Genomic DNA, 15,841 nt, shown 5'->3' on the forward strand with positions numbered 1-15,841 from the left:
GCGGAGCTGGGCACAGCAGGGATCAGTACAGCAGAGGTCCGTACAGCAGAAATCAGTACAGCGGAAACCGGCGTCGATAAGTGGGACGGCCATGCAAAAGGCTCGTCCGGGTATCGCCGGGTTCTGATCGCGTTGGCCTTGGCCGGTGTGGCGACGTTCGCGCAGCTGTACTCCACCCAAGCTGTCCTGCCGATCATGGCGAGCGATCTCCGGATCACTGCGGCCGAGGCCGCTCTCAGCATCTCCCTGGCAACCGTCGGCCTGGCCATCGCCGTACTGCCTTGGTCCTTCGTAGCGGACAGGATTGGACGGGTCCGTGCCATGGCTATCGGCATCGCGGCGGCAACGTTGCTTGGCCTGCTGGTTCCGTTGGCCCCCAGCTTGCCCCTGCTGCTGGCGATCAGGACCTTGGAAGGCATGGCTTTGGGAGGTATCCCGGCAATTGCCATTGCCTACCTCAACGAGGAAGTCACCAAAATGCACACGGCCCTCGCGGCAGGGAGCTACGTAGCCGGGACCACCCTTGGCGGCCTTGCCGGCCGCTTGGTGGCCGGCCCGGTGGGCGAATTGTGGGGCTGGCGTGCGGCCACCTGGGCCGTCTCGGTGCTCGCAACCATCTCGGCCATCCTGTTCCTGGTCCTTGTCCCCAAGCAACGCCGGTTCAGCCCGGCAGCGGCGATGGGATTTCGCGGAGCGCTACGGACTCTGGCAGGCCATGCCCGCAACCCCCGGCTTTTGTCCCTCTACCTGCAGGCGTTCCTCCTCATGGGCGGTTTCGTTGCCGTGTACAACTACCTCGGCTTCCGCCTTCATGCAGAACCGTTCGCCCTTCCTGCTTCCCTTGTCAGCCTCATCTTCGTGGCCTACCTTTCCGGGACCCTGAGCTCCCGATGGGCCGCCGGACTGACCACTCGCTACGGACGCCGTAACGTCCTGGTCAGCGGGATCGCGATCATGTCAGCAGGCTTGGCCCTGACGCTCGCCGGCAACCTGCCAGCCATCCTGGCCGGGCTGGTGATCTTCACTGGCGGGTTCTTCGCCGCCCACAGCGTCGGCTCAGGCTGGACGGGAGCCATTGCCACAACCGGGCGCGCACAGGCAGCATCGCTGTACAACTTGTCCTATTACCTTGGCTCCAGTGTCATCGGCTGGGCAGGCGGACTGGCATTCCAAACCTTTGGTTGGCAGGCCCTGGCGGGCGGCGTCATCGTCCTCTCCTGCACGACGGCGGCAGTCATCTGGGTAGTGCACCGCCCGGGACGCCGCGCCACCTGATCCGCTCGGTGGGACGATTGCCTGAAATGAGCCACTAGGATGAGTCAAACGCACTTTCAGGAGGATTCGTGAGCAACCCCGCGAAGAATATTCGCCCCAACACGGGCGCTGCAGAACCGCTGGACGCTATCGACGAACGGATCCTGGCAGCCTTGGTGGATGATGCCCGCATCTCCAACAAACAACTCGCCGAGCTGGTGGGGATCGCGCCGTCCACAGCGCTGATGCGGACCAGGGCGTTGTCGGAACGCGGCATTATTGAAGGCTTCGAGGCGGTCCTTAGCCTTCCGGCGATCGGCCGCTCCGTTCAGGCGCTGATCGCGGTGCGCCTCCGCGCTCACGACCGTGACCAGATTGATCGTTTCACCGCGCGGGTGCCCAAACTTCCCGCCGTCATTTCGACCTTCCACACAACGGGTTCGGTCGACTACCTACTGCACATCGCCGTCGCAAACACCGATGACCTGCGCAACTGGTTGCTGGACAACCTGGCCACCGACCCCGTGGTGGGCCACACGGAAACCACCATGGTCTTCCAGCACATCCCCGGCAACCGAGGACCGCTGCCGGAATAGTTCGGGTTGAGTGCCCCTTAGGCGCGTGCTGTTTGCCTGAAGGAGACAGCGGCAAGCAGCAGCGCTGCCGCACCGCAGAGCACCGTGAATCCGACGACGGCGGCTTGGAGCCCTACCGCGGAAACGGCCAGGCCGAGGCCGATCACCGGAACAGCACTTCCCAAGTAGGTGATCACATAGACCGTGCTGATGACTTGTGCGTGGCGTGCCGCCTCTACTTTTCCGGCCACCTCGTTGAAAACCTGGCGGAAGGCAATTCCCTGGCCCATGCCGGCGGTGATGCTTGCCAGCACGAGGAGCCAAGGACTGGACCAGGCTGCTGCAGCGCCTACCAAGACAACGGACACTCCGAGCACCAGCAAGCTGACCGGAACAACCAATCGGCCACGGACGCCGAGCAATTGGCTGAGGGCCGACGAGCCCAGCGTGACTCCGGCCAGCACACCGATCAATGGCCGGGAGTCTGCATGCACCACGACGGCGAAGTAGCCCGGTGCCAAGGACAAGCAGAACCCGAAAACGGCAAAGCTGAGGAAGCCGGTGGAGGCCGCCATCCAAAAGGCTCCGCGGGCGTCCCGGGAGACCGATGGCTTTCGTGGCGCCAGGACTTTGAACGCCTTGGTCGCCGGGGCGGGCGCAATGGCGGGCCTGGCCTTCAGCATCCATAACGGAACCAGGGCAGCGAGCAGCACTGCCGAGTGAATGTAGTAGGGCGTCCGTGTCGGATCGGGAAGAAGCGACAACATGCCGCCGATCGCCGGGCCAGCGGCCACTCCCCCGGCCGAGGAAAGCAGCGTAAACCGGGAAGCCCAGTCAGGCCGTTGCGGGAGTAACTCGCGCAAAGCAGCTGAGCTGGCTCCTGTTGCGAGCGCAACAGCCACGCCCTGCAGCGCGCGTCCGAGGCAAAGCTCCACCAGGCTGTGGGCACCGGCAAAGATCATGCCACCTGCAAGGCCCACCAATACCGCCAACACCAAGGCAGCCCGACGGCCGATATAGTCCGACCAATGCCCGGCCACCATGAGGACGCCCACGAGTGCCAGCACATAGCTGGAGAAAGCGACCGTCACATCCAGCGAGGACATGCCCAGCCTGGCCTGCAGCAAGGGATACAGCGGCGTCGCGAGGTTGGCGCCCACCAGCAACGTGAAGATTACGACGCCGGCCAGCACCAGCCTGGCAGTGGTGGACGCATCCCATCCCCCACGCCCGGCGGTGGCCGGACGCATGCGGAGTTCGCTTAAGACAGTCATTTCCATGTCCTCGGGCTGATCAGCAACCGGCTCCATCCTTGTGGGACGTTTCCGGGCAGCAATGTATTGGTGGCAACAGAATGCCGCATCACTGCGCGGCAAGAACGAATGAGGTGCGAAGATTGATCAAAACAAGCAAAGACGTGCCTCACCAATGAGCTGGAGTGATCATTTGAACACCCTTGACCCGATGGACCTGAAAATCCTGCTCGAACTCATCAAGGACCCGCGGATCCAGATCGCCGAGCTCAGCGAGGCGTTGGGGATTGCCCGCAACACAGCGCAGAGCCGCCTGAAGCGACTGCTTCGTTCCGGTGTGCTGCACGCAGCTGGCCGGGAAGTTGACCTGGAGAAGGTGGGATACGACGTCGTCGCTTTCGTCACTATCGAAGTGACGCACCGGGAGCTCGACGGCGTGATCGGCGCCCTCCGCCTGATACCGCAGGTACTGGAAGTGCACGAAATTTCCGGTCGCGGCGACCTGTGGTGCCGGGTGGTGGCAACGGACACCCACAACCTGCAATCGGCCTTGCGCTCGGTTCTCCGCACCAAAGGCGTCATCCGGACTGAAACCGTGTTGGCGCTGCACACCCACATCCCTTACAGGACCGAGCCGCTGATCGGCCGGATGGCTGCCGGGGCGGGTCGGCCCCAGTGATGGAGTAGCGTTCTTCCGTGACCATTATCGACAATGCCGTCTACGTAGACGGTGTACGGACAGCCACCCCGGATAGCCTTGAGCAAACATTCGAGACCCTTGCCAGGCACGGAGGCATGGCGTGGATCGGGCTCTACCGGCCCACGCAAGAGGAGATGGCCGGAGTAGCCGCAGAGTTCGGGCTCCACGCACTCGCCGTAGAGGATGCCATTTCCGCACACCAGCGACCCAAGTTGGAACGCTACGACAACAACCTCTTCACCGTCCTGAGGCCAGCGAGGTACGTGGATGAAGCGGAGACGGTCGAATTTGGTGAATTGCACGTCTTTACCGGCCCGAACTTCGTGGTCACCATCCGGCACGCGGAAACCCCTGGCGTCGCCCAAGTACGCCATCGTTTGGAACAACGTCCGGACCTTCTGTGCCACGGCCCCGAGGCCGTTCTGTATGCCCTCCTTGACCAGGTGGTGGACGACTACGGACCGGTTGTCGCCGGGCTCGAAAATGACATTGACGAGATCGAAGACCAGCTCTTCGCCGGCGATTCGACCGTTTCCCGGCGAATCTACGAGCTCGCCCGCGAGGTCATCCAGTTCCAGCGGGCCATCCAGCCAATTCCGGACATTATCAGCCTCCTTGAAGGGGGCTTCCAAAAATATGGGGTGGACATCGAACTCCAACGCTCCCTGCGCGACGTGGAGGACCACGTCCAGCACCTCATCTCCAGGGCCAACGCCTTCAGGGACCTGCTCCAAAACGCATTGACCCTTGACGGCACGCTCACGGCAAATCGGCAGAACGAGGCCAGCGCCGCGCAAAACGAGCAGGTCAAGAAAATCTCGTCCTGGGCAGCGATCTTCTTTGCCCCCTCCTTTGTGGCCGGGGTGTACGGGATGAACTTCGATGTCATGCCGGAACTGCACTGGGCGTACGGGTATCCCATGGCGATCGGGATGATGATCGGCGCCGCGTTGGTGATGTTCCTGATCTTCAAGCGCAAGGGCTGGTTGTAACGTCCCACGGAGTGGTCAGGGCAACCTTCGTCAGGGCAACCTTCGTCAGGGCACCAGCAGTCAGGGCAACATCAACGCCGCCCCTAGGCCCAAGGCAGCTGCCAGGACGCCGGCCACCATCGACCCCAGCGCGTTCACCAAGGCCAACCCCGTCCGTCCGCTTTGCACCAAGCGGACGGTTTCCAGACTCGCTGTGCTGAACGTTGTGTAGCCGCCCATGAGACCCGTCCCGAGGACCAGTTGCAGCGACTGGGGCGCGGCCCCGCGCATCACCAGTCCGGCGAGAAAGCCAAGGAGCGCCGAGCCTGAGATGTTGATCAGGATGGTGGGCCACGGGAGGGCTGTGCGCACTTTGGCCCGGAGGAGCCCATCCACCACGAACCGTGCGATGGCACCAAGTCCCCCGGCCAGGGCCAGCAGCACCACCGTCATCGGATCCGACCAAGGACACGCCTGTGCTGCCAGGCGCCGAGCCAGATGCCTGCAGTGGTGGCCACGACACCACCAAGCAAGCTGGCGGCAAGGTAGCCCGCTGCTGCCGGAGCAGCCCCGGCAGCGAACAAATGCACGGCGTCCAATGACAGGGTGCTGTACGTTGTGTACGCCCCCAAGAAGCCCGTCCCCAAGGCGAGCCGCAGGACCCGGCGGCGTCCGACGTCGGGCCCTCTACGGGAAAGCCCTTCCAGAAGGGCGCCGAGCGCCAACGCCCCGGTGAGGTTGATGAACAGCGTGGGTAGCGGCCAACCACCGGGCGCTGGAAGCACCAGGCCCAAGCCATACCGCACCAGCGCTCCCCCAATGCCCCCTAGCCCCACGATTCCTATAAAGCCCCAGTGAAGATGGACCGGGCGTTTAGGCTTAGTGCTCATCGTGACGGTCCGCGCCCCGGGAATCAACGGGTACAACCAGCACCGGCCTGTCCTGGCGGCGAAGCAATTGACGTGCCACCGAGCCCGCCAAGTCCTTCAGCGTTGCCGATAACCGGTGCCCGCGTGTGCCCACCACGATCATCGACGCTCCAACGTTTGCAGCTTCGCGCGCCAGTGCGTGGGCGGGTTCGCCGGCCAGGAGCACGGTGGACCAGGGAACACCGAAGGGCGCCAACTGCCGCCGGAGGTCATCTGCCAGGGACTCGGGGAAGCCTGCTGCGACGTCGTCAACGCCGTCGGGATCGATCGGGGCTGCAGGTCCGCCCAAAGTACCGTCCACCGGATAAACGGTCACATCCGTATAGGCGAACACCAGCGCCAGTCCCGCACTGGCCGCCAGCCTGGCAGCCTGTTCGACGACGGCGGGCCGCTGCCCGGGCATGACGCCCACTACGACGGGCCCGTTGAGGGTCGGGGAGCTCGAAGCCGGGGGTTCGGTCATGGCACATCCTTTCACGAACGCTGGCTGTCCTTCGGGATTCGGCCGGTCTACGGCCGGCGGCGTCCCAGCACCAGCCCGAAGAGCAGCGGGATCACGGAGCCGATCATGAGCACGTTGCTCAGCGCCGTATCGTTGACCCGGATCACGGCGCCAGCCAGCAACAGCGCTCCAAAGACCAAAGCATAGGCAACCCGTTGACCCATGCGCACCAGCAGCGAAACCTGCCGTTCGAGCCTGGGGATGGCCACTTGCACCGAGCCCTCGTCGATTCGGCTGAGGACGTTGTCGAGGCGTTGGGGCATGCGCAAAGCGAGCGAGGCGATGTCAACTGTTTGGGCAGCGACGTCCCTGACAAGGTTTCCGCGCTCGTCGCGCAACAACTGGGCAGCATACGGTTCCACCGAGTCCCAGAGATTGAAGCGTGCATTCAAGGAACTGCATACTCCGGAGGTCAAGGACATCGCCCGGATGATCAGCAGGAAGTTCTCCGGTAGCTGGAACGGCAGTGAACGGACCACATCTCCGAATTCGGCTGCAAAGTCCCGGAACTCCCTGGGGTCGACGTCGCGCAGTTCGGCAAATCCCATTCCGCCGAAGCGGGCGAAAAGCTGCGTCATGGCCCGCTCGAGCCCGGCAGGATCCGCAGACGGAACCAGCACGCCGACGTCACGGATCGCCGCTACCAGTCCCTTGCCATCGCGGGCGGCCGCAGCTATCAACAGTTTCCGCAGCCCCGCCCTGGTCTGTGGCGGCACCTCCCCCATCATGCCGAAGTCGATGAACGTCAGCTTCCATGGCTGTTCCGACGACGACCCGGCCATGGGGGTAATGAACATGTTCCCCGGGTGGGGGTCTGCATGAAAGAAGCCGTTGGTGAACAGCTGGTCGAACATGACGGCGGCAAACACCGGGGCCACTTCCGCGGGGTCGATGCCGGCCGCGCGGAGGGCCGCGGCATCAGTGATCTTGATTGCCGTGACGTCTTCAAGGGTCAGAACCCGCCGGGTGGTCCGCTCCCAGACGACCTCTGGAACGGTCACCCGGTCATCGTGGGCGAAGTCGGCGGCGAAGCGTTCCGAGTTAGCGGCCTCGTTGAGGTAGTCGATTTCTTCCAGGCTGGTCTGCGCGAACTCCTCCACCAGGGCCGGCACGTCGGCGCGGTTGGCTACCGCGCGGATTCGGCTGAGCCAGCGGCCCACTTTGCGAAGGGCGGCGAGGTCGACGTCGACAATTGCGGCGATCCCCGGGCGCTGCACCTTAACCACAACGCGTCCGAGTCCCGTGTCTGCGGCGTTGCCGGGGAGGAGGTGCGCCCGGTGCGCCTGGCCAAGGGACGCGGCGGCCATGGGTTTCTCTTCCACGAAGGCAAACACCGCCTCCAGTGGTGCACCGAGTTCCGCCTCGGCCAGCGCGCGGATTGCCGGGAAGGGCACAGGCGGGACCTCATCCTGGAGGCCCTCCAACTCAGCGGTGATCTGCGGCGGGAGCACGTCCAACCGGGAGGACATGAACTGGCCGACCTTGATCATCAAGCCGCCCAGATCCACCGCGAGGTTGCGGAATCGCCGTGCAAACCTCAGCATCCGCTCGGACCGGTTCCGATCCGCAACATGGCGCAGGCCGATCCGTGGAAGGAAAAGTTCGAACCACCACGCTACTGCGAGGTGCCAGGCCGCGAAGCGCAGGATCCGACGGTAACGGGCACGGGTGTTTCCGGCACGGGTGTCCGGATCAGCCCGAGCGTGGTGAACCGACGCCAACCGTCAGTCCTGGGCGAGGATTGCGTACAACCGTCGCCGGGCGTCCTCGAGCACTCCCACTGCCTCCTGCACCTGCTTCGGCGTTCCGGTGCGGCCTACTTGGGCCGCCGCTTGGGCAAGCTCCACGCCGGCCTTGGGTAACGCTGCAAACCCGGGTCCACTGGCCGCGGACTCCCAGGGCGACGACGTTTCGGCGCCAGCAACGTCCTCACGTCCTGCCTCCGTCAGTGAGTAGATCTTCCTGCCGTTGGACTCCTCGGAACTGACCAAGCCCTCATCTGAGAGCAGCTGGAGCGTCGGGTAGACCGAGCCCGCACTGGGCTTCCAGTTGCCACCGCTACGCTCCTCGATCTCGCGAATGATCTGGTACCCGTGCATGGGACGTTCGGCCAGCAGCGCCAGTACTGCAGTGCGCAGTTCGCCCCGCCCGGCACGTGTGCCCGACCTCTTTTCGAACCTTGAACGGAACTCTTCGACCGCCTGCCACATGCCGTCCAGGTTGCTTCCAATGAAACCGGTGCCAGGAAATGAATCACGCATCGCGCCCACCTCAATTTGATCGATAACGATACTCAACGATAGCCAACGACATACTCAACGGGAAGAGCCACAGCAAGGTCAGGAAAACGTCAAAAACCCCAGTGCAAGGAAGAGATGGTGCCGACGGATTGAGCATGCTTAAAGGAACAGTGCGCTTCAACATCGAATCGTGACGCAAAAATTTCAAGAACTTATACAGTGAGTTTATGACTGCAGGGGGCAGCGCCAAAGAGCCGTTGGTGCACATCGAGAATTTCCGGATGGACTTTGGAGACACAACGGTCATCAAGGACCTCTCCTTCGACGTCTACGCAGGCGAAACGTTTGGCTTCCTTGGCAGCAACGGCTCCGGAAAGACCACCACCTTGAGGGCACTCCTGGGCATCTACCAGCCCACTGCCGGCACGTTGCATATCGCCGGCAAAGTGTTTGAACCACGGGACGGGGCACGCCTGGGCTACCTGCCCGAGGAACGCGGCCTGTATAAGAAGGAGCGCGTCCTGGACGTCATGGTCTACTTCGGCCGGCTCAAAGGCCTGAGCAAGGCCGCGGCACGCAACTGGTCCCTGGAATACCTCGAACGTGTGCAACTTGCGGACAAGGCCGCAGTGAAGATCGACAAGCTCTCCGGCGGCCAACAGCAAAAGATCCAGCTTGGCGTCACCATCATGAATAACCCCGAACTGCTCATCCTGGACGAACCCACCAAAGGCTTCGACCCCGTCAACCGACGCCTATTGATGGACATCATCGAAGAACACAAACGCGGCGGCGCTACGGTCATCATGGTTACCCACCAGATGGAAGAGGTGGAGCGGCTCTGCGACCGCGTGATCCTCCTCAAAGACGGAACCGCCAAGGCCTACGGCACTATTTCCGCCGTTCAGGAACAGTTCGGCGGGACCGTCTACCGCGTGGCGTACGACGGCGACCTCCCGCCGTCGACGTTGTATCGCGCCACCGGAGTCACATCCACCAGCAGCGGCACAGCCGATCTGGTTCCGTTGCACGGGGCCACCGAAGCCGCCGTCGTTCGTGAACTCATCCAAGCCGGCGTCGAGGTCAAGCGTTTCACTACGGAACGGGTCTCGATGGAGGAGATTTTCATCCGCGTGTACGGCGACCAGAACACCTTAACGGAGGCCTGACATGACACCGGCACCCAGACTTGCCCGTGCACGGCGAACCACAAAAGCGCACCACAACCTGGGGACAGTGGTGGGCTTCGAATTCACCCGCACCATCAAGAAAAGGCGGTTCTGGATCGCCACGTTGGCCATCCCCGTGGTCATGGCCGTCATTTTCGTCTTGGTCTTTGCCAGTAACTCATCAACCCGTGCAACCACCCAGGCGCAGAAGAACGCGGCACTGAGTTTCATGTACACCGATGCTTCCGGCATCATCCCTGAATCCCTCGCCGGAGCCATGGGCGGAAGGAAGGCACAGGACCCGGCCACGGCCTTGGCCGCCGTAAAAAGCGGCACCAGCGAGGCCTACTTTGCCTACCCGGCGAATCCGGCCAAGGACCCTGTCAAGGTGTACGGCGTGGACAAAGGCGTCTTCGCCAACAACACCTACGAGGCAGTCGCCAAACAAGTCCTGGCCATCGCGGCCCAGGAAAAGATCGGCTCTCCCACACTCACCGCAGCTACCGGGGGCGATGTCCGTGTGGACACTGAGACCTTCCGGGAAGGCCAACCATCAGGAGGGTTGGGGGCGGCCCTCCCGCCGTTGATGTTCCTGCTGCTGTTCTATGTAGTCATCATCCTGCTCTCCAACCAGATGCTGAACAGCACCCTTGAAGAGAAGGAAAACAGGGTCACCGAGATGATCTTGACCACCCTGAACCCCACAACACTGATCGTGGGAAAGATCATCTCCCTGTTCTTGGTAGGGCTGGTCCAAGTCACCGTTTTCCTGGCTCCGATCGTGATCGGTTATCTCTTTTTCCGTGACCGGCTTGCACTCCCGGACGTGGATTTGTCCGCGCTGACGTTCGAACCCGGTCCCATGATCGTCGGGGCGCTGTTACTGATCAGCGGTTTCACCCTCTTCACCGCCGTACTGGTGGCGATCGGCGCGGTCATGCCCACAGCCAAGGAGGCGGCAGTGGTCTTTGGCCCCCTCATGGCCCTGATCTTTGTGCCGTTTTACGCCATTAGCCTGATCTTGTCCGATCCCTCCGCGCCTATCGTCCGGGTCTTTACTTTCTTCCCGCTCTCCGCCCCGGTGACGGCCATGCTCCGGAACGGGTTCGGGACACTGAGCACCGGTGAAGCCATAGTGGTCATCGCCATGCTTTTCCTCTTGGGAATAGTCATCCTGCGCCTTGCTGTGCACCTTTTCCGCTACGGCTCCATCCAGTACGGCTCCAAACTCTCCATCACCAAAACCCTCCGACGGCGGCCTGCCGAACTCGCCGGGAAGTAGACCCTGGCACTGTCGCTGGCACTGTCGCTGGCACTGTCCGCCTACACGGCCGGTCAGAACTGCTCCGGTTGTCTGTCATGATTAAAAGCCTGCATGGTGCATTAAGGGCCGATGGGTGCGTTAAAGCCGCTTGGCGCCTTAACGGCTGCCTAGGCTGCGCCGAGGATGGGGCACCCACCAAAAGCACCACATGCAATGGGCTTGGGCTCAGTCTTACGGGGTACAGTCACCGCAAGACTGCAGGACGGAAATGAACAGGGGCTTGAATTGGCAGGGAACGCAACCTTCCGGCACAGCAACACCGCGCTGCTCTCGATCAGCAGCATCGAAGCTCCGAGGATCGTGAGTTCCAAGGATTTCGACCACAAACTTGCCCCGACACTGCGACGACTGAAGTTCCCTCCCCGCCTACTGGAGCGGGTGGCCGGCGTTACCCACCGGCGCTGGTGGGCCGACGGCACGTCTTTTGACGACGCAGCGGTGGAAGCAGGCGCCAAAGCCTTGGCTGAATCCGGCGTCGAAGCCTCCGAGATCGGCCTGTTGATCAATACGTCCGTGACCCGGCGCAACCTCGAACCTTCCGTGGCAGTGAAGATCCACCACGAGCTCGGGCTCCCGTCCTCGGCCATGAACTTTGACTTGGCCAACGCCTGCCTTGGTTTCGTGAACGGCCTGATCCTGGCAGCCAACATGATCGACTCCGGCCAGATCAGGTACGCCATCATCGTCAATGGCGAGGACTCCCAGCTCACCCAAGAGGCCACCTTGGCGCGACTCCAAAGGCCCGAGACCACCCGTGAAGACTTCAGCCGGGAGTTTGCCACCCTCACGCTTGGATCCGGCGCGGCTGCAGCCGTTCTCGGCCCGGCGGACGAGCACCAGGGCGGCCACCGGCTGGTGGGCGGTGTCATGCGTGCCGGCACCGAGCACCACGAACTATGCGTCGGCGGTATCGATGGCATGACCACCGATACCAAGGGCTTGCTCGACGGCGGCCTGCAACTGGTAGTCGACGCGTGGCACGAAGCGCAGCCCGAATGGGACTGGGCAACGATGGACCGTTATGTCACCCATCAGGTCAGCAACGCCTACACGCAGGCCATCATTAATGCCATCAGCCTGGACCCGGACAGGGTCCCCATCACGTTCCCCCACTGGGGCAACGTGGGCCCGGCGTCCCTGCCGATGACACTGGCTGCGGAGGCCCAATCATTGAGCGCCGGGGACCGCGTCCTGTGCATGGGCGTCGGCTCAGGACTGAATGCGGGCATGCTGGAAATCGTATGGTAACCGCACATTGGCCAGGCGTTGATCCGGAATGGTCCCGGACCGTATCCGTAAGATCCACAACAGCTGTTGATGCTCCGGGAACAGTCCGGCGGTGGCACCTGCTTGACAACGAGGCCCAGCTCTCCCGCCGTGGCCTGGTTCCTGTCGGCACGTTGCTCTGTGTGCATGGCAACCCCACCTGGTCCTATTTGTGGCGAACCCTGCTGGCCGCCGGATCCGATCCCGCGCATCCGTGGCGCGTCATCGCCGTGGACCAACTGGACATGGGCTATTCGGCCCGCACCAACACTTTTAGGCGGTTGCCGGACCGGGTCAATGACCTTGGAGACCTGACCGCCGCGCTCGGTGTGGAAGGACCGGTGGTGACGGTTGGCCATGACTGGGGCGGCGTGATCAGCCTGGGCTGGGCATTGGCCCATCCTGAGCTGGTAACGGGCGTGGTCCTGACCAACACGGCAGTGCATCAGCCCGCTACGAGCCCGCTCCCCGCGGCGCTCCGGCTCGCCCTGCACCCGGCCGTGCACCAATGGGGAACGACGACGTCGGACGCCTTCCTGCGAGTGACACACTCTCTGGCCCACCCGCCGCTGCCCGCCGATGTCCGGAAGGCATACATGGCGCCGTACCGGGGACGGCACCGCAGGGCCGGCGTGGGGAACTTCGTGGAAGATATTCCGCGCACCCCGTCCCATCCGAGTTTTCCGACGCTGCAGGACATCGCCGAAGGCCTCCGCACCTTGGATGTCCCCGCCCTCATGCTCTGGGGCCCGCGGGACCCTATCTTCTCGGACCGGTACCTCAAGGACTTGATCAACCGCCTGCCCCATGCGGACGTGCACCGCTTCGAAGGTGCTGGGCACCTTGTGGCCGAAGACCGGGATATTGCCGGACCAATCTTCCAATGGCTCGCCGCGAACGAGGGCGTTGCAGGGTCCCCCGGCGCGGCAGAAGATGCAGGCGCTGAAGACACGGGCTTGGCAGGCGCAACCAAATCCGAAGGCTTCCGACCCCTCTGGGACCTCCTGGACGAGCAGGCTTTGTCGCCCGGCGGTGGCGAAACCGCCGTCGTGGAAATGGCCGCGGATGGTTCCACCGCCCGCTCCCTGAGTTGGGAACAACTGCGCCGGAACGTCCTGGATCTCGCTGCCGGACTGGCTGGCGCCGGAGTGGGCCCTGGCAGCCGGGTGAGCCTGATGGTTCCGCCAGGCGTGGATCTGACAGTTGCCCTGTACGCCTGCCTGCGGTTGGGTGCCGTCGTGATCGTTGCCGACGCCGGACTGGGAACCAAGGGCCTCAGCCGTGCCGTGAAAGGTGCCACACCCGATTTCCTCATTGGCATCGATAAGGCGCTGGCTGCAGCCTCCGCTTTGGGCTGGCCCGGTGAGCGTATCAGCGTTAAGGACCTTCCAGCCGCCCGGCGTCGGCTCCTCGGAGTGCGCACCTCGCTCACCTCCCTGGGCAGGCCTTCAGCTGGACGTGACGGGCAAACTCCTGGGGCCGTCGTCGACCCCACGGCTCCGGCCGCGGTCCTCTTTACCTCCGGTTCCACCGGCCCGGCGAAAGGCGTGGTCTACACGCACCAGCAGTTGGCCGCGACCCGGGACACGCTGGCCGCGACCTTCGGAATCCGTGCGGGTGCCCGGCTGGTGGCTGGATTCGCGCCCTTCGCATTGTTGGGGCCCGCACTGGGTGCCGTTTCCGTTACGCCCGCCATGGACGTCACCTCCCCCCGCACGCTGACGGCACGAGCATTGGCCGACGCTATTGCTGCCATCAATGCGACGGTCGTTTTTGCCTCGCCCGCAGCGTTGCGCAACGTGTTGGCAACACAAGACGGCCTGCGGGAGGCAGACCGGAAAGGACTGGCGGGCGTGGACCTGTTGCTCTCTGCCGGTGCTCCCATCCCCGAACCGCTCTTGGCAGAAGTCCAGCGCTTGCTGCCCGCGGCGTCACTGCGGACCCCTTACGGGATGACCGAGGCGCTGCCCGTCGCCGACATCACCCTTGAGCAGATCCAAGCCGCGGCCTCGGATGCGTCTGCAGGCATCGTCGTCGGCGCCGGTAACGGCGTGTGCGTCGGCTGGCCCGTCCACGGTGCCCGTGTGGCAATCGTGCCTTTGGCGAGCGACGGCAGCGCACCCGCCTCCACACCCCTAACGGATGCGGGAGTGACAGGAGAAATCCTGGTCAGCGCTGCGCACGTGAAGGACTCCTACGACCGGCTTTGGCTGACCCAGCAAGGGAGCACCGACGTCCCCGGGTGGCATCGCACCGGCGATGTTGGACACTTCGACGGGGCAGGACGCCTGTGGGTTGAGGGGCGCCTGGCGCATGTGGTTACCGCGCCGGACGCTGTGGTCACGCCGGTGGGCTCGGAGCAATCCATCGAACGCTTGGACGGCATCAAGGCGGCAGCCATAGGTGGCGTCGGGCCCGCGGGGACCCAGGTCGTCGTCGCCGTCGTCGAAACTGAGCCGGCCAGCCACACCGCTGGTCCCGCCACGCCCCAACTCGCTCAGCGGGTTCGTGCTGCGGCCCGGGAGGCTGGAGTCTCCGTGTCCGCTGTCCTGGTGGTTCCCAACCTTCCCACGGACATCAGGCACAACGCCAAGATCGACAGGAGCCGGCTGTCGCGGTGGGCTACGCGCGTACTTGCCGGCGGCCGCCCCGGAAAGCCATGAGGGTCCTGGTCACCGGAGCAAGCGGGCTGCTGGGCCGGGAAGTGGCCCGGTTGCTCGTGACTCATGGGCACGACGTCACGACCTTTCAACGCAGGGCTTCCGGAGTCGACGGCGTTACTGACGTGCGCGGGTCGGTCACGGACGATGAAGCGGTCCGGGGTGCCGTCCAGGGCGCAGAAGGAATCATCCATCTCGCCGCGAAGGTCTCCTTCACCGGCAAGGCCGCAGAGTTCGATGCCATCAACGTCCAAGGCACCAGCCGCTTGGTCCATCATGCCCGGCGGGCACGGGTGCGGGATCTCGTCTTCATCTCCTCCCCTTCCGTTGCGAACTCAGGAACTGCGATCGCCGGGCTGGGCGCGGAGCCGCCTGACCCCGTGCACGCCCATGGCGAGTACTCACGGACCAAAGCTGAGGCGGAACTTCTGGCCTTGGCTGCTGACGCACCAGGATTCCGTGTGACGGCATTGCGTCCGCATATCGTCTGGGGCCCGGGTGACACCCAACTGGTCGAACGGGTTCTTGACCGGGCCAGCCGCCGTCGCCTGCCGCTTCTGGACGCCGGGGCGGCCCTGATCGACACCATCTACATCGACAACGCGGCGGCAGCGATCGTCGCAGCCCTTGGCCGCATGGACTACGTTCACGGCAAGGCCTTGGTGGTAACCAACGCCGAGCCCCGCCCTATCGGCGAGCTGCTGGCCGGCATATGTGCCGCCGGTGGCGTGCCCGCCCCTGCTTGGGCTGTTCCTGGGCGGCTGGCACGTACGGCAGGAAAACTGGTGGAAAAAGCCTGGACCTGGGCCGGGCGCCAAGAAGAACCACCCATGACGCAGTTCCTCGCTGAGCAGCTTTCCACTGCCCACTGGTTCGACCAGCGCCAAACGCACGAGCTCCTCGACTGGAAGCCCGCCGTCACCCTCGATGAAGGTTTGGCCCGGCTAGCGGACTACTACCGCGCTTGATTCGGCACACCCTGACGTACTTTCCGCCAC

General features: G+C 63.9%; 15 protein-coding genes. 9 read left to right on the top strand and 6 right to left on the bottom strand.

Features of this window, described 5'->3' with window-relative positions:
* Window positions 1–51 precede the first annotated feature (51 nt).
* Window positions 52–1,275 carry an MFS transporter gene (locus QRN42_RS09310; protein WP_284979043.1) on the top strand — a complete coding sequence of 408 codons (1,224 nt, stop codon included), beginning with the start codon at window positions 52–54 and terminating at the stop codon, window positions 1,273–1,275.
* A gap of 68 nt (window positions 1,276–1,343) precedes the next feature.
* Complete coding sequence (locus tag QRN42_RS09315) at window positions 1,344–1,850, top strand: Lrp/AsnC family transcriptional regulator (protein WP_284975925.1); 507 nt, start codon at window positions 1,344–1,346, stop codon at window positions 1,848–1,850.
* A 17-nt stretch (window positions 1,851–1,867) separates the two neighbouring features.
* Here QRN42_RS09315 and QRN42_RS09320 read toward each other — a convergent pair whose 3' ends face one another.
* Window positions 1,868–3,103, bottom strand: coding sequence for an MFS transporter (locus tag QRN42_RS09320; RefSeq protein WP_284978950.1), 1,236 nt, complete (start codon window positions 3,101–3,103; stop codon window positions 1,868–1,870).
* Between the two features lie 154 nt (window positions 3,104–3,257).
* On the opposite strand from QRN42_RS09320, the gene QRN42_RS09325 reads away from it, so the two are divergent.
* The gene (locus QRN42_RS09325; RefSeq protein ID WP_284978951.1) at window positions 3,258–3,761 is read left to right on the top strand and encodes an Lrp/AsnC family transcriptional regulator; all 504 of its coding nucleotides are present in this window, start codon (window positions 3,258–3,260) and stop codon (window positions 3,759–3,761) included.
* Between the two features lie 17 nt (window positions 3,762–3,778).
* Window positions 3,779–4,774, top strand: a complete 996-nt coding sequence (gene corA, locus QRN42_RS09330) for a magnesium/cobalt transporter CorA (protein ID WP_284978953.1) — start codon at window positions 3,779–3,781, stop codon at window positions 4,772–4,774.
* A 60-nt stretch (window positions 4,775–4,834) separates the two neighbouring features.
* Here the strand turns inward: corA and crcB are convergent, their stop codons facing one another.
* The 5 genes from crcB to QRN42_RS09355 are packed head-to-tail and all read right to left on the bottom strand — an operon-like array spanning window position 4,835 to window position 8,445.
* Window positions 4,835–5,206, bottom strand: a complete 372-nt coding sequence (gene crcB, locus QRN42_RS09335; RefSeq protein ID WP_284978954.1) for a fluoride efflux transporter CrcB — start codon at window positions 5,204–5,206, stop codon at window positions 4,835–4,837.
* Window positions 5,203–5,643, bottom strand: a complete 441-nt coding sequence (locus tag QRN42_RS09340) for a fluoride efflux transporter FluC (RefSeq protein ID WP_284978956.1) — start codon at window positions 5,641–5,643, stop codon at window positions 5,203–5,205. Before QRN42_RS09340 ends, crcB begins: the two co-directional genes overlap by 4 nt.
* Entirely contained in the window at window positions 5,633–6,145 is a 513-nt protein-coding gene (locus QRN42_RS09345; RefSeq protein WP_284978957.1) for a universal stress protein, read from the bottom strand. Before QRN42_RS09345 ends, QRN42_RS09340 begins: the two co-directional genes overlap by 11 nt.
* 47 nt (window positions 6,146–6,192) lie before the next feature.
* On the bottom strand, window positions 6,193–7,905 hold the full coding sequence (locus tag QRN42_RS09350; protein WP_284978958.1) for an ABC1 kinase family protein: 1,713 nt from the start codon (window positions 7,903–7,905) through the stop codon (window positions 6,193–6,195).
* Between the two features lie 3 nt (window positions 7,906–7,908).
* Window positions 7,909–8,445: a PadR family transcriptional regulator gene (locus tag QRN42_RS09355; protein WP_284975917.1), complete on the bottom strand. Its 537-nt coding sequence runs from the start codon at window positions 8,443–8,445 to the stop codon at window positions 7,909–7,911.
* 206 nt (window positions 8,446–8,651) lie between these two features.
* Here QRN42_RS09355 and QRN42_RS09360 point away from each other — a divergent pair, with 206 nt between their 5' ends.
* The 5 genes from QRN42_RS09360 (at window position 8,652) to QRN42_RS09380 (ending at window position 15,811) form a co-directional block, all read left to right on the top strand.
* A complete protein-coding gene (locus QRN42_RS09360; protein ID WP_284978959.1) occupies window positions 8,652–9,593 on the top strand; it encodes an ABC transporter ATP-binding protein in 942 nt (313 codons plus the stop codon).
* 1 nt (window position 9,594) lies between these two features.
* Entirely contained in the window at window positions 9,595–10,875 is a 1,281-nt protein-coding gene (locus tag QRN42_RS09365; RefSeq protein WP_284978960.1) for an ABC transporter permease, read from the top strand.
* Window positions 10,876–11,142: 267 nt separating this feature from the next.
* Window positions 11,143–12,165 carry a 3-oxoacyl-ACP synthase III gene (locus tag QRN42_RS09370; protein ID WP_284975914.1) on the top strand — a complete coding sequence of 341 codons (1,023 nt, stop codon included), beginning with the start codon at window positions 11,143–11,145 and terminating at the stop codon, window positions 12,163–12,165.
* Entirely contained in the window at window positions 12,159–14,846 is a 2,688-nt protein-coding gene (locus QRN42_RS09375; protein ID WP_284978961.1) for an alpha/beta fold hydrolase, read from the top strand. Before QRN42_RS09370 ends, QRN42_RS09375 begins: the two co-directional genes overlap by 7 nt.
* Complete coding sequence (locus tag QRN42_RS09380) at window positions 14,843–15,811, top strand: NAD-dependent epimerase/dehydratase family protein (protein ID WP_284978962.1); 969 nt, start codon at window positions 14,843–14,845, stop codon at window positions 15,809–15,811. Before QRN42_RS09375 ends, QRN42_RS09380 begins: the two co-directional genes overlap by 4 nt.
* The last annotated feature ends 30 nt before the right edge of the window (window positions 15,812–15,841 follow it).

Origin of the sequence: Arthrobacter sp. fls2-241-R2A-200 (assembly GCF_030209745.1) — a bacterium.
In the GTDB taxonomy this organism is placed as follows: domain Bacteria; phylum Actinomycetota; class Actinomycetes; order Actinomycetales; family Micrococcaceae; genus Arthrobacter.